16 protein-coding genes are annotated in these 19,431 nt (G+C 39.1%); 5 read left to right on the top strand and 11 right to left on the bottom strand.

Annotation, left to right across the window (positions count from 1 at the left end; genetic code table 11):
* Positions 1-22: 22 nt before the first annotated feature.
* Positions 23-409, top strand: coding sequence for a DUF3127 domain-containing protein (locus LVD15_RS13665; protein WP_233780888.1), 387 nt, complete (start codon positions 23-25; stop codon positions 407-409).
* Positions 410-412: 3 nt separating this feature from the next.
* The gene (locus LVD15_RS13660; protein WP_233780886.1) at positions 413-868 is read left to right on the top strand and encodes a hypothetical protein; all 456 of its coding nucleotides are present in this window, start codon (positions 413-415) and stop codon (positions 866-868) included.
* 2 nt (positions 869-870) lie between these two features.
* Here the strand turns inward: LVD15_RS13660 and LVD15_RS13655 are convergent, their stop codons facing one another.
* From LVD15_RS13655 to LVD15_RS13625, 7 genes are all read right to left on the bottom strand, one after another.
* Positions 871-2,118 carry a metallophosphoesterase gene (locus LVD15_RS13655; RefSeq protein WP_233780884.1) on the bottom strand — a complete coding sequence of 416 codons (1,248 nt, stop codon included), beginning with the start codon at positions 2,116-2,118 and terminating at the stop codon, positions 871-873.
* A 96-nt stretch (positions 2,119-2,214) separates the two neighbouring features.
* On the bottom strand, positions 2,215-5,634 hold the full coding sequence (locus LVD15_RS13650; RefSeq protein WP_233780883.1) for an efflux RND transporter permease subunit: 3,420 nt from the start codon (positions 5,632-5,634) through the stop codon (positions 2,215-2,217).
* Positions 5,635-5,645: 11 nt separating this feature from the next.
* On the bottom strand, positions 5,646-6,866 hold the full coding sequence (locus tag LVD15_RS13645) for an efflux RND transporter periplasmic adaptor subunit (protein WP_233780881.1): 1,221 nt from the start codon (positions 6,864-6,866) through the stop codon (positions 5,646-5,648).
* Positions 6,844-8,193, bottom strand: coding sequence for a TolC family protein (locus LVD15_RS13640; protein WP_233780879.1), 1,350 nt, complete (start codon positions 8,191-8,193; stop codon positions 6,844-6,846). The genes LVD15_RS13645 and LVD15_RS13640 overlap by 23 nt, the downstream gene beginning before the upstream one ends.
* A 2-nt stretch (positions 8,194-8,195) precedes the next feature.
* Positions 8,196-8,825, bottom strand: a complete 630-nt coding sequence (locus LVD15_RS13635) for a TetR/AcrR family transcriptional regulator (protein WP_233780877.1) — start codon at positions 8,823-8,825, stop codon at positions 8,196-8,198.
* A gap of 115 nt (positions 8,826-8,940) precedes the next feature.
* Positions 8,941-9,279, bottom strand: a complete 339-nt coding sequence (locus LVD15_RS13630) for a hypothetical protein (RefSeq protein ID WP_233780876.1) — start codon at positions 9,277-9,279, stop codon at positions 8,941-8,943.
* A gap of 2 nt (positions 9,280-9,281) precedes the next feature.
* On the bottom strand, positions 9,282-9,863 hold the full coding sequence (locus LVD15_RS13625; RefSeq protein ID WP_233780874.1) for an RNA polymerase sigma factor: 582 nt from the start codon (positions 9,861-9,863) through the stop codon (positions 9,282-9,284).
* A 66-nt stretch (positions 9,864-9,929) separates the two neighbouring features.
* On the opposite strand from LVD15_RS13625, the gene LVD15_RS13620 reads away from it, so the two are divergent.
* Together LVD15_RS13620 and LVD15_RS13615 are read left to right on the top strand one after the other, a co-directional pair.
* Positions 9,930-10,727 carry an alpha/beta fold hydrolase gene (locus LVD15_RS13620; RefSeq protein WP_233780872.1) on the top strand — a complete coding sequence of 266 codons (798 nt, stop codon included), beginning with the start codon at positions 9,930-9,932 and terminating at the stop codon, positions 10,725-10,727.
* Between the two features lie 70 nt (positions 10,728-10,797).
* The gene (locus tag LVD15_RS13615) at positions 10,798-11,163 is read left to right on the top strand and encodes a hypothetical protein (RefSeq protein ID WP_233780870.1); all 366 of its coding nucleotides are present in this window, start codon (positions 10,798-10,800) and stop codon (positions 11,161-11,163) included.
* Between the two features lie 53 nt (positions 11,164-11,216).
* On the opposite strand, the gene argJ is transcribed toward LVD15_RS13615, so the two are convergent.
* The 4 genes from argJ to argB are packed head-to-tail and all read right to left on the bottom strand — an operon-like array spanning position 11,217 to position 15,507.
* Positions 11,217-12,428 (bottom strand): bifunctional glutamate N-acetyltransferase/amino-acid acetyltransferase ArgJ, encoded by a 1,212-nt coding sequence (gene argJ / locus LVD15_RS13610; protein ID WP_233780869.1) that lies wholly within the window; start codon positions 12,426-12,428, stop codon positions 11,217-11,219.
* A 24-nt stretch (positions 12,429-12,452) separates the two neighbouring features.
* Positions 12,453-13,496 carry an N-acetyl-gamma-glutamyl-phosphate reductase gene (argC, locus tag LVD15_RS13605; RefSeq protein ID WP_233780867.1) on the bottom strand — a complete coding sequence of 348 codons (1,044 nt, stop codon included), beginning with the start codon at positions 13,494-13,496 and terminating at the stop codon, positions 12,453-12,455.
* The gene (locus LVD15_RS13600; RefSeq protein ID WP_306416960.1) at positions 13,493-14,695 is read right to left on the bottom strand and encodes an aspartate aminotransferase family protein; all 1,203 of its coding nucleotides are present in this window, start codon (positions 14,693-14,695) and stop codon (positions 13,493-13,495) included. Before LVD15_RS13600 ends, argC begins: the two co-directional genes overlap by 4 nt.
* Positions 14,692-15,507 (bottom strand): acetylglutamate kinase, encoded by an 816-nt coding sequence (gene argB, locus LVD15_RS13595; protein WP_233780865.1) that lies wholly within the window; start codon positions 15,505-15,507, stop codon positions 14,692-14,694. The genes LVD15_RS13600 and argB overlap by 4 nt, the downstream gene beginning before the upstream one ends.
* 212 nt (positions 15,508-15,719) lie before the next feature.
* On the opposite strand from argB, the gene purL reads away from it, so the two are divergent.
* A complete protein-coding gene (purL, locus tag LVD15_RS13590; protein WP_233780864.1) occupies positions 15,720-19,406 on the top strand; it encodes a phosphoribosylformylglycinamidine synthase in 3,687 nt (1,228 codons plus the stop codon).
* Positions 19,407-19,431: the final 25 nt, after the last annotated feature.

Raw genomic sequence — 19,431 nt, 5'->3', positions numbered from 1 at the left:
TAAAAAATAAAATTAGTTTTTCATGAATGTTAAGGGAAAAATTCTTGAGATTTCAAGTACTCAACAAGTTACAAGTTCATTTCAAAAAAGAGAGTTTGTGCTTGAGTATGCTGAAAACCCTCAATATCCAGAGTTTTTGAAGTTTGAAATGATCCAGGACAAATGTAATCTGCTGGATAGCTATAAAGTAGGTGATGACATTGATGTTTATTTTAACTTAAAAGGCAGAAAATGGACTGACCCAAAAGGTGAAGTAAAATATTTCAACTCATTACAAGCCTGGAAGCTGGAAGGAGTAAGTAACAATGCACCTGCAGGTGACATGCCTCCACCACCACAGCAAGACCCGGGACACATGGAAGAGCCAGGATGGGTTACTAACGGAGATGAAGATGACTTGCCTTTTTAAAGCATGAAAGCACTTATATTTCTATTTATCAGCCTTACCGCTATATTCTCTAACTCTAATGAAAAAATCAGAGAGATAGAGTACAATGGCACCGCAGTAAAAACCACATTTAATGTGCCTGTAGAATTTTATGGTAAGTATGCCGGAAGAAAAAGCGGCTATTTACAGATTAATGAAGATGGCAGCGGAGTGTATAACTATGATATTTTCGGCTTTGCTCCTTCATCTTGTGAAAAAGGGGCTATTGATATGGAATGGGGTTTTTTACTCAATGAAAACAACGAAATAGTAAAGTTTGAAAGGGAATATGGTCTTTCTTACCCTGTATTAATGAAAAGCACAGGAGCCACCCAATTTCAAGGATGCAGAACTCCTGTAATGCTTGATTTTATTTTAGTAAGAAAGAACGGTTCTATTACAGTTTCCTCTTCTGACGATTGGGAAAAAGTAACTGAATAATTCTACGCCTTTCTCTTTAAAGTAATAATGGTTAACTCGGGAGGCATACCAACCCTCCCGGGATAGCCAATATAGCCAAAGCCTCGGTTAACATATAAATACTGATCTCCTTCCTGATATAATCCTGCCCACTGCTTATAGGCATATTGTGCCGGGCTCCACTGAAAATCTCCCAGCTCTACCCCAAACTGAAAACCATGGGTATGCCCTGCAAACATAAGATCAATATCAGAGTGCTGTGGTCTCACCTGAGCATCCCAGTGACTTGGGTCATGAGATAAGAGTAATTTTACCGGCGCCTCCTCACTGCCTGCATAGGCCTTGTCCAGGTCTCCATACTTAGAAAAACGACCAGCTCCCCAGTTTTCATTTCCTAATATGGCTATTTGCTCATTATCGACTTTTATAAAACGGTTCTCATTCATGAGCAAGTCATAGCCCATTTGCTTATGCGCCGCTATCAGGTCTTGAAAATTCTTTTTCTTGGCTTCCGCCGAAGACCAGGAGGCATAGTCTCCATAATCATGATTACCTGTAGTAGAATAAACGCCTAAAGGAGCATGTAGCTTATCAAATATATTGATGTAATCTCTAACTTCTTTGGTCTCATTATTTACTAAATCACCGGTAAAAAATATGATGTCAGGCTTTTCTCTGAGTAACATTTCTACGCCACCCTTCACTGCCGTTTTATTGAAAAAACTACCTGAATGAATATCTGATACCTGACCAATAGTGACGCCATCAAAGGCTTTTGGTAAATTGGGCAGATAAATAGTTTTTCTTCTAAACCGATAATCATGTGCTCCTGAGATTATACCATAGCTCATAGCCACCAAAGGCACTGTACCCGCCAATAAGGCTGTTTTAGTTAAAAACTCCGTTCTGGTAATAGGCTCACCTTTTCCTGAAGGCTCAGGCGATTTAAAATAAGTAATTAGCCATTTCACGCCTCTGATAATATCATCAGTAAACAAGAAGAGTATGGCGAAAAACTTAGAGAAATAGTTAATGAAAAGCCCTGTGAATATCAAGCTCCTAGAAGCTCCTTTAAACCACTCCGGATCTCCAAGGTTATAGATTAATATCACCAAAAAGGAAACTACGGTAAGCCCCCAATATAAGTACTTTACGATCTTCTTTGCCAGATCAGAGCTATTTTGCATTACAAATAAAATGCCCTGATAGACATAATAATCCATTAGCAGTAACACTGCCATCACCATCGCTATAACCATTAGCTTATGCATTCTTAATTTTAAAATATGGCTTTAAAGTTAGGCCTTCCCCTGCTGTAAAAGAAAAGGCCGCTAATGAAATGATCATTAGCGGCCTTTATTGAGGTTTTAATTCACCCCGAATTTCCTATTGATCTTAGCAAAGAACTGATACATGATCGGTACTATTACCAAGGTGAGGAAGGTGGCAAAGGTGAGTCCGAAGATAATAGTCCATGACATAGGTCCCCAGAAGATCACATTATCACCCCCCATGTAGAAATCAGGGTTGTAATCATTAAAGAATCTTACAAAGTCAAAATTAATACCCAAGGCCAGCGGTATAAGCCCCAGAATAGTAGTAATAGCTGTTAACAGTACTGGTCTAAGCCTTGTTCTACCTGCTTCTGCTATAGCGGCATTAATATCTTCAAAATCTAATTTATCTACCCCTAATGCGGCCTGTTTCCTAGCTCTGATTAGCTCTATAAAGTCTATCAATACAATGGCATTATTTACTACCACACCGGCCAATGATATGATACCGATCATAGTCATAATTACCACAAAGTCCATTCTGAAAACAAACAAACCAAGGAACACCCCTACCGTACTCAGCACCACAGAAGACATGATGATAACCGGAGTAGTGATCTTATTAAACTGCGCCACTATTATCAGGAATATAATAAATACTGCCAGCCATAATGCTTGTGTTAAGAAGGCCATTTCTTCAGCCTGCTTCTCCTGTTCACCACCAAATTTGAAGTCATAACCTGCGGGCATTTCAAAATCCTGCAATAACTCCTGTATTTCGGCATTAATAGCAGTTGCATTGTAGCCTTGCAGCACATTAGAATAGAGCGTTACTACTCTTTCTAAATCCTTTCTTTTTACAGAACCATAAGTAGTACTCAACTTCATTTCTGCCACTGAGCTAATAGGAATCTGTACTAATTGCCCCTTCTGATCTCTAAAAGTTACTTCTCTGTTTTTCAGAGCTTCCAGATCATATCGGTATTCATCTTGTAACCTTAGCTGTATTTCATAATCATCTTCACCTTGCTTAAACTTACTGATTTCCATACCAAAAAGCGCGGTTCTTATTTCATTCGCAATGGTTCTGGTTGATAAACCGAAACGGCGAGCATTATCTCTATCAATATTCACCAAAAGTTCAGGCTTACCTGTTTCTAAATCAGTCTGTAGGTTTTCAATTCCTTTAATTCCTGATTCATTAATGAAGTTTTTCATTCTATCAGTAATAGCTATCAAGGTAGCAATATCATCTCCTGACACTTCAATATTGATAGGCTTACCTACCGGAGGACCGGCGGCATCTTTATCTACTGAAATAGATACACCCGGATACCCATCTACTGCATGCCTTATACTATCCATAATCTCTCTGGTATCCACTCCATGTCTGTCTTTAAACTCCACAAAGTTCACCGTGATACGAGATTTGTTAGGTGTATCTGTAGAACCGAATGAGGAAGGATCATTAGGATCGCCTGTATCTTGCCCCACTTTAGCAATTACTGATTCTACCACATCACCATAAGGATTTACCACTTTCAGCACTTTCTCTTCTATCTGCTTAGAGAAGCTGTTCGTTTTTTCTATATCGGTTCCTATCGGGAATTCAATGAATACATTTACATATTTAGGTAAATTTTCAGGGAAGAATAACACCTTAGGAGGGCTCACCATATTAAGTACTACTGATAAAATCAATAAGAATATCGTTCCCCAGAAGAACAACCAAGGCCTATAACCTTTAAGTGCAAAGGCCAACGTGTTTGAATAAATATTTTCTAACCAAGGTAAGAATCCTGACTGGAATTTACGACTGGCAGGCATCAGTACATATACATTCAATAGAATAAGCAAGCCTATGAATACCAGCAAATTACCTAACCAGGTAGCTCCAAGCACTAAAAATATGGTCCCAAGGAGCACGAAGATTCCTGTATTTCTAAGCACTTTGGTATGATCCTGCTTTTTACCATCTTCTATTTTCATAAACACTGATATTAATACAGGATTAATAACCAATGCCACAAAAAGTGATGAGGAAAGTGTGATCATAACCCCAATAGGAAGGTACCTCATAAACTGCCCCATAAGCCCCGGCCACATAGCCAATGGTAAAAAGGCCGCTAATGTAGTAGCCGTAGAAGTAATGATAGGCCAGGCTACCTCACTAACACCGAGCTTAGTAGCTTCCCAGGGAGAAAGCCCTTCTTCCATAAGCCTATATACGTTTTCTACGATAACTATACCGTTATCTACTAACATACCCAGCGCCAGGATGAGTGAGAAAAGCACCATCATATTAATGGTAATACCTAAAGCACTCATAATTAGGAAGGTAATAAACATAGACACCGGAATGGCGACCCCTACGAACAGGGCATTTCTGGTACCTAAGAAGAATAACAATACCAACACTACCAGGATAACCCCAGAAATGATATTGTTTTCAAGGCTATTTACCAGATCTCTGGTCATCTGACTCTGATCATTGGTAATAGTTATTTCTAAACCTTCAGGAAACTGAGGTCTCATTTCTTCTAACACCTCATTAATCTTATCAGTAGCAATAAGCAGGTTTTCTCCACTTCCTTTGATCACATCTACTGAAACAACAGGCTTAAGGGCAAGCCTGGCATAACTCTCAGGATCCACATAATCAAATTCTATCTTAGCTACATCTCCTAAGTATACGATATTACCATTTTCATGCTTTACTACAATATCCAGCATGTCTTTAGGATCTTCGTATTCTCCCACTACCCTAATGGTTCTTCTTACATCTCCTTCTTTAATATTACCAGCAGAAAAAGTAACATTCTCTGCCTGCACGGCTTGAGTAATGTCTGAGAAACTTACCTGGCGAGCATCCATCAGGTATGGATTAGCCATTATTTTCACTTCCTTATCATCTACCCCTCTTATTTCTACAGAAGATACTTCGCTAATTTTTTCAAGCTCATCTTCCAGGTCTTCTGCCACATCTTCTAATTTCTCTACCCGGAAGTTTCCTGAGAGGTTAATATTCATGATAGGCATTTCAGAAAAGTCCATTTCAAACACATTCGGATCTGTGTCTAAATCATTAGGAAGCTCTTGCTTGGCCTTATCTACGGCATCTTTTACCTTCTGAAGCGCATCATCTATATCCATATCAGGTTCAAACTCTACTATAATGGTAGAATAATCCTGCACAGAGGTAGACTTAATATTGTCTATTTCAGAAATATCATTAATCTCCTTTTCCAGCGGTCTGGTAATAAGGTTTTCTATATCTACCGGTGAGTTACCCAGGTAAGTAGTACCTACATAAACCATCGGCTGCTCCACTTCCGGATAGCTATCTTTTGGCAAGTTGATATAGGCAGAAATACCCATAATCACTACCAAAAACAGGAGGAAGAAAACCGTATTCCTGTTATTGAGGGATAGCTTGGTAAGCCCAAACTCCTTTTCAGAGTTCGTATCTCCGTTTATTGGTTGGTTATTTTTGTTAGTGTTGATGTCTGACATACCAGCAAGCTTTATTTTAATTGAGCTGTTTTAGTTGATTTATCGGCTGCTTTTACGGCTACGCCATCACTTAAGCTTCGGTAACCTTCTATTACTACAATATCATTTTGCTTTAGACCTTCTTTCACTTCGGTAACACCATCATAGCTTTCACCCACTTTCACTTTAGTCTTTTTGGCCACCGTTTTATTATTTTCATCTTCAGCAGTATACAAGAAGTTATCATCACCATCAGAAAGGATAATTTCTGTAGGCACCACTAAAGCAGACTCTGCTTCATAGTCAGTTAACTCCAGAACCACCACCTGATTAGGCTTTACCGGGAAATCCAGCTTAGGTAGTTTTACTTCAATAGAAAATGTTCTGTTATCACTTTTAATCACCTCACTTACTGCTGATATTTTGGAGGTGATATGCTTATCCTGAACCGGGAAGTAAAGATCTACTTCATCACCCACCTTAAAGTCTGAGATATATCTTTCTGAAACGTCAGCATCGATGTACATCATTTCAGGGCTTACTACCCTAACTAAATCCACTCCTGGCTGAGCCATTTCTCCTTCTCTGGCAGGCAACTCATCTATTACACCGGCAAACGGAGCCTTAACCACTGCCTGGTCTAATTGAGAATGTGCGGTAGCTAACCTTCTCTCAATTGCTTCTTTATTATTTTTAGCCTCCAAATACTGAATTTCAGTACCTATCTTCTTTTCCCAAAGATTGGCTTGTCTTTCATAAACCACTTTGGCCAGCTCAAGTGAAGTTTTAAGCTCAGCTATGTTATTTCTTAAAATATCTGCATCTAGCACTATCAGCGTTTGACCGGCACTCACTTTTTGGCCTTCTCTCACCTTCACACTTTCTATGGTTCCGGCTGTTTCTGAGGTAAGCATTACATTTCTGCGAGACTCAACAGAACCTCTTACCTCTATTTTATGCTTAAAGTCAGTAGCTTTCACCACCTTGGTATTTACTAAAATGGCTTTTCCTTCTTCAACACCATAAGTTGAATCTAGCGCGGCTATCTCGGTCTCCAGTTCTTTGATCTTAGTATTAAGCTCACGCACCTCATCTTTATAAGACTGAAGCTGCTCCTTCTTTGCCTCCAGCCCTTCTTTACTACAGGCTGCAAAAAGCAATGTAATGATGGCTAAGTAATAAAATGCTGTATTTCTCATGTCTGGTTTGTTTTCAAAAATGGGTTGGTTTTTAGTTCTTGTGTAGTTGGCCATAAGCTTTTTCTAGCTCTACTTTGGCTACCAAAGCATCATATAATGCATTGTAATAATTGGTTTGGGCCTCTTTATAATCTGCTTCGGCTTCCACTACCTCCAGATTAGATCCTACTCCCTCTTTAAATTTTATGCTTGTTACATCATAAATCTCCTCAGCCAGCTCCATGTTCTCTTTCTGAGCCTGCATCTGCTTTAGAGACGTTTCCATATTTATGCTGGCTTCTTTTATCTCCAGATCTATGGAATTTTCTAGTTGTTCGAATGAATTATTGAGCTGTTTAATCTCCAGCTTATTTCTTTGAATTTTGTTACTCTTCAGGAATCCGTCAAACACAGGGATGTTTAATGACAGCCCCAACAGACCATAATTTAACCATCGCTCACTTTTGAATAATAAATCAAAATCACTGGTTTGAGTATTGTAACCATAGTTAAAGTTAGCATACAAAGTAGGCACATATTGAATCTTATTATTTTTTAAGTCTAAATGTGCTAATGCTACATTGGTCTGTAACTGTGAATATTCTATTCTATTGGCATAATTAAAATCACCCTCTGTAGAAGGATCTTCAAATACCACCTCCTCAAGCTTATCAGTAAGCTCTATGGGCTGAGCCAAAGACATACCCATTTGAAATTTCAACATATCACGGCTAAGATCCAAAAGCTTCTCTGTGTTTTCCAACTCCACTTTTAAATTATTATGCTGCACCTTTAGCCTGCTTACGTCTATTCTTTCGGCAAAACCATTTTCTAACATCACGCTGGTTTCATACAGCATGGTATCTACTCTGCTATAGTTGGTTTTAATGAGTGCCAGCCTTTCTTCGCTAACCAGCACATTATAATAAGCCTTAGATATAGCTTCCACTACATCTATTTCTGTTTTAATGTACTCTTTAGTAGAGAGTTCCTTATAGGTTTTAGAAGCTTGTAAGCCTACAAAAAAGGAACCATCAAAAATGAGTTGCCTTACACTTACAGCCACATTTCCATCATACTTCTGCTGGAATGATATTGGCTCCTCATTTCCTTGAGGTATGCTCGGATCAAAAGTGCTCACATCAAGCAAAGATTTTTGTGGTTCGAAATTATAATTAGCACCGGCATTAATATTTACCTGTGGCAGTCCTTCACTTAAGGTCTCACCTACCTGGGTATCAGCTATTTCCTTGTCTATAGCGCTATTAAGAATATTCTGATTATGCAGCATAGCATAGTCAATACATTCCTCTAACGAAAAAGCCACCCGGGTATCTTCCTGAGCCCTGGCCAGCCCTGTTAAAAGCATAAGTCCAAGAACAAAACTTAATTTAAATCTCATTATCAATGGTGGTTTGTGGTTGGTATATCTATTTGTTGTAAAAAATTATTATAGTATTCTTTGCCTTTATCTGTTACTATACCGCTTATATAATGATCTAGTAACTTCATATGTGTTTCGTAAATGCTAAACTTATCCAATGGAAATAGCTGATGATCGCAAGCCATATTGATCTGTTCTACCCTCAGCACGGCCATCACTTCAGGATCCAGATTATCTCTAAAAACCCCTTCTTCTATTCCATTTTCAATACTTCTTACCAGAGCCTTTCTTAAAAAATTGTTTTTAAACTCCTTTATAATGTCCCACGCTTTAGGGTGATATTTCTGTAAATCAAAAATCAAAGAAGGGTTTATATCATCAAAGTCTTCCCTTATACACTTAGTTATCATGGCTAGCTCCTCCACCGCGTTTTTCACCTCATCCACCACCGCGATGTACTCTGCCTTTTCCTGCTCCACAAAATCCTGCATGGCTATGGTTACTATTTCATCTTTATCCTTAAAAAATTGATAAATAGTCTTTTTAGAAATAGATAACTCCTTAGCTATATCATCCATGGTAACACTCCTCACCCCATACTTTTTAAATAATGTAGTTCCTTCTCTTAATATCCGTTCTCTAGTATCCACAGGTCATCTATATTTTATCGCGAAACTAAAGAAACTTTTAATATTTAAATAGTTTCCAGGGTTCAGGATGAAGAAAATTCTGGTTTAATAACAAAACATTAACATCACCCAATAATTAACACTTCTCCGCTGAATCTGTGGGTTCTTTTTGGTGAGAATCGCATTTCCATTTAGCAGCAAATTTCCGCTTTAATCCTTCTCGCTGCTCGGGGCTCATGCTCCTCCATTTTTCTTTCCACCTATCTTTAGGTCCGCCTTTGCCATGAAAGCCTCCAAAAAGTAATTTACATAATACGAGCAATCCTATAGCCTGTACATAGGTAACTGTGGGGCCGTTGAATAAATCAGGCACAAGCCAGTTCCACAAAGTCATTACAATGTAACCAAACAGTGCTATAAAAGCTAGCACCGCTAATATTACCAAGGCTATTTTCTTTCCCTTTCCTGGTCTCATAATTATAACTCCTTATATAAATTTTCTAATTTCTTTCTCAGTGCTAAAATGGCATACCTTTTCCTCGAAATGAGGGTATTCACAGGTGTATCCAATTTGGCTGATATTTCTTTAAAGCTCTGATCTTCAAATTCATGAAGTACAAAAACCTCTCTTTGCTCAGCAGGAAGCTCATTGAGAGCGACATTAATAGCTTCCCAAATTACTTCTCTAAAATGTATCTCCTCCGGAGTGTCTTCTATATCTGGCAGAATATCTTTTAACATTAAACTACCATCTTCATTATCATAACCTACCTGATCCAGTTTCACGTTATCAGACCGGACACTGCGCTTACGATAAGAATCTATGATTTTATTTCTGGCCACCCGAAACAGCCAAGATGTAGCCTTTTCTATAGAGCGAATGGTGCCATACCCATCTACAAACTGGTATAGTACATCTTGCAATATATCTTCAGCATCTTCCACATTATTCACACGGGCACGAATAAAACTGAGAAGCCTTCCTCTCTCTTTTTCTATGGTCTCTTGCTGACTTTGCACCATATGAATATTTATCGATATTGAATCATCAACTGACATCCCTACTGTAGTCGTATGATTTTATAAAATATTTTATAAGTGCCTACTTTTTTTTTGATTTGCCTTATGACTGAGAACAATTTCCATTTTAAGGAGCATCAAATTAACTATTACACTTACGGCAGTGGCGAAAAAGTGATGCTGGCTTTTCATGGTTTTGGTCAGAACGGTCGTGCATTCGGACCAATGGCTAATATTATAGGCAAAGAATTTACCATTTATAGCTTTGATTTATTTTTTCATGGCAATAGTTATTGGTCTCATGAAGATACTCCGCTTAGCAAAGCTATATGGGCAGAAATAATAACTGCTTTCCTCGCTAGCCTTAAAATTAAAGAAGTAGCTCTGATGGGCTTTAGCATAGGAGCTAAATTTGTACTTGCCACACTAGAGGCCATTCCAGAAAGAATTATAGAACTGATATTTATTGCTCCTGATGGCATTAAACCTAATATTTGGTATCAGTTAGCCACATCTCCTATAGGTTTAAAGAAGGTTTTTAAAAGTATGATACAGAAGCCTCAACTTTTTTTTAGCATTCTTAGAACGGCAGAAAAATTAAAATTTATTGATCGCAGCTTATCAAAATTCGCTGCCAGCCAAATGGACAGCTTAGAGAAAAGAAAAAGGGTATATTATTCATGGATAGTATTTTCTCACCTAAAATTTAAGATGAAGAAAATCAGCCATTTGTTAACTAAAAACCACATCCCAGTGACTTTTTATCTGGGCACTTTAGATAAGGTAATTACACCCCAACATATGCAGCCGCTTATTAAAAAAATCACCGATTATAAAATAGTTTTAATAAAATCTGCTCATAACCATCTGATTCACAAAGTTTCTGAGCACATTAGTAGCTAGTAAGTGGCTAAAAATTTTAATTTTTCTTAAAATTGGCTATTATTTTTTGTTTAACAAGATCTAAAAAAGTTTGAATTCGAGAGTAAGAAATAAGCTAATCCAATTGGCCCGAACAGATAGTGCTCCTATTTCCTACAGGAGATTGATCAACACTACTGAGCTAGGCCTTAACCTTGACATTAAACATGAGAAACAACTTTTAGGAACTATTCTGGATGAGATTTCAGAAGAAGAGCATGAGGAAGATCGCCCGCTCATCAGTGTAATGGTTCAGGATAAAAAGAATGGACAAGGAGACCGTTTCTATAAACTAGCCGAGCAGCTGGGTTATGGAGAATGGAAAGAATTGAAAAATGACGAACACTTTAAAGAAGAACAGATACAAAAGTGTCGTGAATTTTGGCAAGATGAAGATAATTACAAAAAGTATTTCTGATTTAGAATAACAGCCACTGGGAAGATTAGTACCAGTGGCTGTTTTGCTTTTATTTAGGTAGTATATACTGAATTAAACATCACATAATCTGTAGTAAGGTCTGAGCCCCAACCTGTGCTCTCTTCACTACCCTTATGTAGCTCCAGGACTATACGGATGTGAGATTCTCTCAGCAGTTTCTTTATATATGCCTTATCATAATCTGCAGGAGATCCTTTCTTAAGCACCTGCACCAGGTTACTATTATCTCCAATGTATAAATCGGCCTTGGTATAATCAAAAGGAACGCCAGCATTACCGCAGGCAGCTATTATTCTCCCCCAGTTAGGATCACGGCCAAACATAGCCGTTTTAACTAGTGTAGAATCAGAGATCGCTTTCACTAAAGTTCTGGCATTATTCTCAGTTCTGGCCTTAGTAACTTTATACTCTATAAACTTAGAGGCACCTTCGCCATCAGAGATAATTAATTTGGCCAGGTGTGTAAGCAGCTGCATAAGCTTTTCTCTAAACAGCTGATAGTTAGGATCGCTTTTGGTTTTAATCTTCTTATTACCAGCCAGACCGTTTGCCAATACTGCCACCATATCATTAGTAGAAGTATCACCATCTACAGTAATCATATTAAAAGTTCTCTCTACACAGTACTTTACCGCTTCATCCAGTAATTTCTCATCTATATTAATATCCGTAACCACAAAAGACAGCATAGTAGCCATGTTTGGATGAATCATACCTGATCCTTTAGCCATGCCGCCCAGCGCTACTTTAGTGCCATCACAGTCAAATTCAAGAAAGCCTTCTTTAGGGAAAGTATCTGTAGTAAGAATAGCATTAGCAGTAAAAGATCCTGCCTTGGCCGTATTAGATAATTTAGGAATATTTTCTTTTATTCCCTTCACAATATCATCAGTAGGAAAAGGCTCTCCTATGAGCCCTGTTGAGGCTACTATCACATCTTCTACCGGTATTTTTAGTTCTTCAGCTACAGTATTAGCCATAGCTTCTGCTCCAATTCGGCCTTGCTCTCCGGTACATGCATTAGCATTACCAGCATTACATACTATTACCTGAGCCCGGTTATCTTTCATGTGTTTAATACTCAATTTCACCGGCTCTGCCTGCACTTTATTTTGGGTAAAACAAGCTGCTGCGGCACAAGGCACCTCTGAGTAGATTATAGCCAGATCACGTCTCATAGACTTGATTCCGGTGTGTGCTCCCCAGCATTTGATACCTTTTACATTTGTAATATTTTGAATCATTTGATCTTCGATAGTATTGTTGGTTTATGGTTTCAATGGATTAAGTAATAGGCCTGAGGTTTCTTCAAAGCCAAGCATCAGGTTCATATTCTGAATAGCCTGCCCTGCGGCTCCTTTTACAAGATTATCAATGGCCGAAAAAACCATTATTCTGTTAGTACGTTCATCCCACACAGGGTGCACATCACAGTAATTACTACCTCTCACGTCTTTCAAAGTAGGTAAAGATTCTCTCACCCTTACAAATGGCTTTTCTTCATAAAAAGATTGGTATAAATCGTCCAGCTTTTCCTGGGTCATGTCGTTTAGTGGAGTAGAATAGCTGGTAGCCAGTATTCCTCTATCTAGCGGTAGCAGGTGAGGTGTAAATTGAACCTTCACTTCTCCTTCATTAAGAAATCCTAGCTGCTCTTCTATTTCAATAGTATGCCGATGACTTTTTACTCCATAGGCCTTGAAATTATCATTAACATTAGAAAAGTGGGTGGTAAGGCTAGGCTTTATACCTGCTCCAGTAATTCCTGATTTAGCATCTATTATAATGCCTTCTATATCTATCAGTTTTTCGGCTACCAATGGAGCTACTCCTAGCGTAGAAGTAGTAGGATAACAGCCTGGATTAGCCACCAAATCTGATTGTACTATATCATCTTTATGTAGCTCTGGCAATCCATATACAGCATGATCAAATCCTTTTTCATAATTATGATCTTTCTTATACCAGTGCTCATACACTTCAGAGTTTTTTAACCTGAAGTCTCCACTGAGATCAATAATTTTAAATGATTTATCTGCCCATTGCATCACAAAATTCATAGAAACACCGTGTGGCAATGCCAGAAAAACAACATCCAAAGGCTCATCAGTTACTCTTTGTGCGGATACCAAAGGCATATCAAGCTGCCCGGTAAACTGAGGATGTAAAGTAGAAAATGGCTTTCCTTCGTGCGTTTCAGAGGTGATCATGGCAATTTCTACCTCTGGGTGATGCAGTAAAAAACGAGCGAGTTCGGAACCTGTATAACCAGAAGCTCCTACAATTGCTACTTTTTTTCGCGTATTACTCATTGTTCTATCATGGTTTCTGCTAAACACTTTTCTATTTCTTCCACCACTTGCTTCAAATCTTCTTCAGGTATATTTAAAGAAGGCACTAGTCTTAGCACCGTATCAGCGGTAGCATTAGCTATAATACCTTTTTCTAAAAGCAGTTTCACCACCGGAGCCGCTGGCTGAGATAACTCAATACCTATCATAAGTCCAAGTCCACGAATGTATTTTATCTCACCATGCTCAGCTTTCATTTTTTCAAATTCAGCTTTCACCCATGCTCCCTTCTCAGTGGCTGCATCTAACAAATTCTCTTCTTCTATAACTGATAACGTAGCTAAAGCTGAAGAACAGGCTAATGGATTACCTCCAAAAGTGGTACCGTGATCTCCATAATTAATAGCATCACTAATTTTTGAATCACATACAAAAGCTCCTATCGGGAAACCTCCACCAAGCCCTTTGGCCAGTGTCATAACATCGGGCTGCACTCCATAATGATCCTTCGCAAACCACTTCCCTGTACGACCGATTCCACATTGCACTTCGTCAAAAATCAAAGCAATTTTTTCTTCTGTACAGATTTCTCTTATCGCTTGCAAATAGTCCTTATCCACAGGGTTAATACCTCCTTCACCTTGCACAGGCTCTAAAATAATAGCCGCCGTTTCCTGGCTAATAGTTGACTTAAGAGCTTCAAGGTTATTAAATTCTACTTGCTTAAAACCTGTGGGAATAGGTTCAAAACCTTGCTGATATTTAGCCTGGCCAGTGGCGATAGTACCCAGCGTACGACCGTGAAAAGATTTGGTCATAGAAATCACCTCTCCTCCCCGACCATGCTTATGTGCGTATTTACGAGCCACTTTTATAGCACCTTCTACAGATTCAGCGCCACTATTGGTTATGAAAACATGATCAAGACCACTAATTTCTTTGAGCTTTTTGCTCAGCTCTACCTGTGGCAAGGTCACAAAGAAATTAGAAATATGCATAAGCTCTGCCGCTTGTTTCTGCACAGCCTCCACCACTTTAGGGTGGCTATGCCCTACATTACAAACTGCTATGCCCGCCAGCATATCAATATATTCTTTTCCTTCTACATCCCACAGTCTGCTCCCCTTACCTTTTGCAAAGGCCAAGGGAAATCGTTTGAATGTAGGCAGATAATTATTTTTATCCTGCTGATATAATTCTTCATTAGTATAACTCATCATTTCTGTATTGTTGTACCTATTGATTTTCTATGCAATAAATAATCTGTGATCTGCTCTGGCTTAGTACCATTCAGGATGGTAGCCCTGGCTGCACCATTTTTCATGGCTATCTCGCAAGACTCCAGCTTGGGGATCATACCTCCGGTAATAATATCTCCATACATCGCTTCAATATCGCTAAGCTTTACACTATGTAAAATGGAGTCAGGGTCAGGATAATTTTCAAAAAGGCCGTCTACATCAGTAAGCAGCACATATTCATCTACCTCTAAGGCTGCAGCCAAATGGCCGGCAAACATATCCGCATTAATATTATAGTCATTCCCCTCATCATCAGAAGCGATACAGGTAACTACCGGAATATAACCTGCAGTGAGCAATCGCTGTGGCAAATCAGTATTCATGCTCTTTACGTCCCCTACCTGCCCCAGGTCTATCTTCTCACCTCCCGATAAAGGCACGTGCCATCTTTTTTCAGCTATAGCCAGCATACCGTCTTTTCCGCTCAGACCTACAGCTTTCAGTCCGGTTTTGTTAAGCAAACCTACCAGAGAGCTATTCACTTCACCTTTTAGTGCTCTTTCAATATGCACCAATGCTTCGGCGCTAGTATGCCTTTGTCCATCAAAAAACTCAGACTCAATACCGGCTAGCTCCAGTGCTTTGTTAATAAACGGGCCTCCTCCATGCATCAAAAGCACCTCAAATCCAGATTCATGTAAAATTTTGATTTTTTGGGCGATTTGATTCTTCAAGTCTTCACTTTGCATGGCGTTGCCTCCATACTTTATAAGAACCTTATTTTTGCTCATAAAATAATTTATGCTTTATTATTTAAGGATAATAGCCACCTTAATGTTTAATTTTTCTTCAAAAAAACAATCGTAAAATGGTTTTATCCCATTTTTAAAGCTAGCGAGCATTTTGACCCATCATCAGGTACGCCCTGATTCTTAAGGCATAATATAATTCTTTTTTCTACTTTTGCGGTGAAAAACATTAACTATTCAAATCCTCAATTTTAATGATCCAGTTTTTCCGATCACAAGGTCAACAGTATTACGCAGTAGACCTTTCACAGCAGCTCCAGGAAGCAGACATTAACAAGCTAAAGTGGCTTTTTGGGCAAGCAGAAACTATAGAAGCACCTCAGTTAGAGGGTTATTTTGTAGGACCTCGCAAAGAAATGATTACCCCATGGAGCACGAATGCCGTGGAGATCACCCAGAATATGGGCATAGAAGGAATTAAAAGGATCGAGCAATTTACTCAGGTAGAAGAGCGATCAGCTGAATATGATCCTATGCTGGAAGTTCTCTATCATAACCTTGATCAGCAACTTTTCACTATTGCTAAAAGTCCTGATCCGGTAATAGAGATTGATGATATCTCTACTTTCAATAAAAAAGAAGGCCTGGCCCTTAGCGAAGAAGAAGTAGAATATCTGGAAGGAGTAAGTAAAAAATTAGACAGAAAGCTCACCGATAGTGAAGTTTTTGGCTTCTCTCAGGTAAACTCAGAGCACTGCAGGCATAAAATATTTAATGGTGTTTTCATTATTAACGGAAAAGAAATGGATAAATCCCTTTTCCAGATGATAAAAGAAACATCTACTAAAAACCCGAATTACATAGTTTCTGCTTATAAGGATAATGTAGCCTTTATTCAAGGCCCTAAAGCGGAACAATTTTCACCCAAAACACCTGATAAGCCTGATTATTTCACTACTAAAGAAATAGATACGGTTATCAGCTTAAAAGCGGAAACCCATAACTTCCCTACCACAGTAGAACCATTTAACGGTGCTGCCACAGGATCTGGAGGAGAGATTAGAGATAGACTAGCAGGAGGAAAAGGCAGCTTGCCATTAGCAGGAACTGCTGTATATATGACTTCATACTCCCGACTAGAGGAAGGAAGAAAGTGGGAAGAGAACATACAACCTAGAAAATGGTTGTACCAAACGCCTATGGACATCCTTATTAAAGCGTCTGATGGTGCCAGTGATTTTGGTAATAAGTTTGGTCAACCTCTTATTTGCGGAAGCTTACTCACTTTTGAGCACGAAGAGAACGACAAAAAATTCGGATTTGATAAAGTGATCATGCTGGCCGGTGGAATTGGGTTTGGCAAGAAGCATGACAGCTTAAAAGCATCCCCAGAAAAAGGAGACGAAATAGTAATACTTGGAGGGGACAACTACCGTATTGGTATGGGTGGTGGAGCCGTTTCTTCAGTAGCTACCGGAGAATTTGGCAACTCTATAGAGCTTAATGCCATACAGCGCTCTAACCCTGAAATGCAAAAAAGGGTGATGAATACTATCAGAGCTATGGTAGAAAGCGATGAGAACCCTATCATCTCTATTCATGATCATGGTGCTGGTGGCCACCTAAACTGCCTCTCTGAGCTGGTAGAAGAAACCGGTGGAACCATAGATGTAAACAAGCTGCCTGTGGGTGATCCTACACTTTCTGATAAAGAGATAGTAGGTAACGAATCTCAGGAAAGAATGGGCTTGGTAATGAAAAGTAAAGACCTTGATTACCTTAAAAAAGTAGCCGACAGAGAGCGCTCTCCTATGTATGCTGTAGGCCACGCTACCGGTGATGATCATTTTAAGTTTGAAAATAAAAAGACAGGCAAGAATCCTATAGATTGGGATCTGTCTCATATGTTCGGCTCATCTCCAAAAACTATATTGGAAGATGAAGATAAAGCCAGCAACTATGCTGAGTTAACTTATAGCTCAGAGCAAATCAAAGAATATTTAGAATCAGTATTACAACTGGAAGGTGTAGCTTGTAAAGACTGGTTAACTAACAAAGTGGACCGATGTGTTTCAGGAAAGGTAGCGAAACAACAGACTTGTGGGCCTGTACAGCTTCCTCTTAACAACCTGGGCGTAATGGCACTAGACTATAAAGGGACTAAAGGAATAGCCACTTCTATTGGCCATGCTCCTGTTTCCGCTCTTATAGATCCTGATGCAGGCTCCAAGCTTTCAATAGCTGAAGCACTCACTAACTTAGTTTGGGCTCCACTTACTCATGGACTTAAAGGAGTTTCTTTAAGTGCCAACTGGATGTGGCCAGCCAAAGTAGAAGGCGAAAACAGCAGATTATACAATGCCGTGAAAGCTGTAAGTGAATTTGCTCAGGAATTGGACATCAACATCCCTACGGGTAAAGATTCACTTTCTATGACCCAAAAATACCCTGATGGCGATGTAGTTTATTCTCCAGGAACGGTTATAATCAGCTCCGTAGGCGAAGTAAGCAACATCAATCAGGTAGTATCTCCTAACCTTAAGCCAGAAGCTAACTCTCACATCATATACATAGATTTTTCTGATGATGATTACAAGCTGGGTGGCAGTAGCTTTGCTCAGGTACTTAACAAGCTAGGCAGCACTGCTCCTACTATAAAAGATGCTTTTTATTTCAAAAAGGCCTTTGCTGAAATTCAGCTATTGGTGCTGGAAAATAAAATATTGGCAGGTCATGATATTTCTGCCGGAGGTATGATCACAGCGCTGCTTGAAATGTGCTTCCCTACAGAAAATTCAGGCCTTGAAATATCTCTAAACGATATTCCTGAAGCGGATACTTTAAAAGTACTTTTTAGTGAACAACCAGGAGTACTTATTCAGGTAGCTGATGATAGCATTGTTAATGATTTCAAAAAGGTAGACATCAACGCTTATGTTATAGGTACAACTAATAACAGCGGGCGTGTTACCATCAACCATAACGATACAGCTTTAGATCTTGATGTAAAAGAACTAAGAGACGTATGGTTTAAAACCTCTTATCTGTTAGATAAAAAGCAATCAGGTGCTGACTTAGCTCAGGCTCGTTTTGAAAACTACAAAAAGCAACCTCTTTCTTATCAGTTTCCGGCACATTTCACTGGCAAGCTAGATCAATATGGCATTGATTTAAATAGAAAAGAAGAGACAGGCTATAAAGCGGCTATCATTAGAGAAAAAGGAGTGAATGGTGACCGTGAAATGGCTTGGATGATGCACATGGCAGGCTTTGATGTGAAAGATGTTCACATGACTGACCTGATCAGTGGTAGAGATGATCTTTCTGATGTAAATCTCATAGTATTTGTAGGTGGCTTCTCTAACTCTGATGTACTAGGATCAGCCAAAGGGTGGGCTGGAGCATTCCTTTATAACGAAAAGGCGAAACAAGCCCTTGATAATTTCTATAGCAGAAAAGATACACTCAGCTTAGGCGTATGTAACGGTTGTCAGTTAATGATGGAATTAGGCCTCTTATTCCCTGAGATTAAGAATCACCCTACCATGCATCATAACAGTTCAGAGAAGTTTGAATCGAGCTTTATATCTGTTGATATACCAGAAAACGAAAGTGTAATGTTTAGCTCCCTGGGCGGCAGCAAGCTGGGCGTATGGGTAGCACATGGTGAAGGTAAGTTTGTATTACCAGAGGCTGAGTCCGCTTATAACATAGTAGCTAAATACGCTTATAAGGCGTATCCTGGCAACCCTAACGACTCAGATCATAGTACAGCTGCTGTTTGCTCTAAAGATGGCAGACACCTCGCTATAATGCCTCATTTGGAGCGTTCTATATACCCTCACAACTGGGCATATTACCCTGAAGGCAGACAAGATGAAGTATCACCATGGATAGAGGCATTTACGAACGCTAAGGCATGGTTAGAAACACATAAGTAACTACTCGCAAATAGCGGATTTCATT

It is taken from the genome of Fulvivirga maritima, assembly GCF_021389955.1.
Classification (GTDB): Bacteria; Bacteroidota; Bacteroidia; order Cytophagales; family Cyclobacteriaceae; genus Fulvivirga; species Fulvivirga maritima.
The sequence above is the reverse complement of the archived record's forward strand: the minus strand, read 5'-3'. Positions and strand labels throughout refer to the sequence as shown.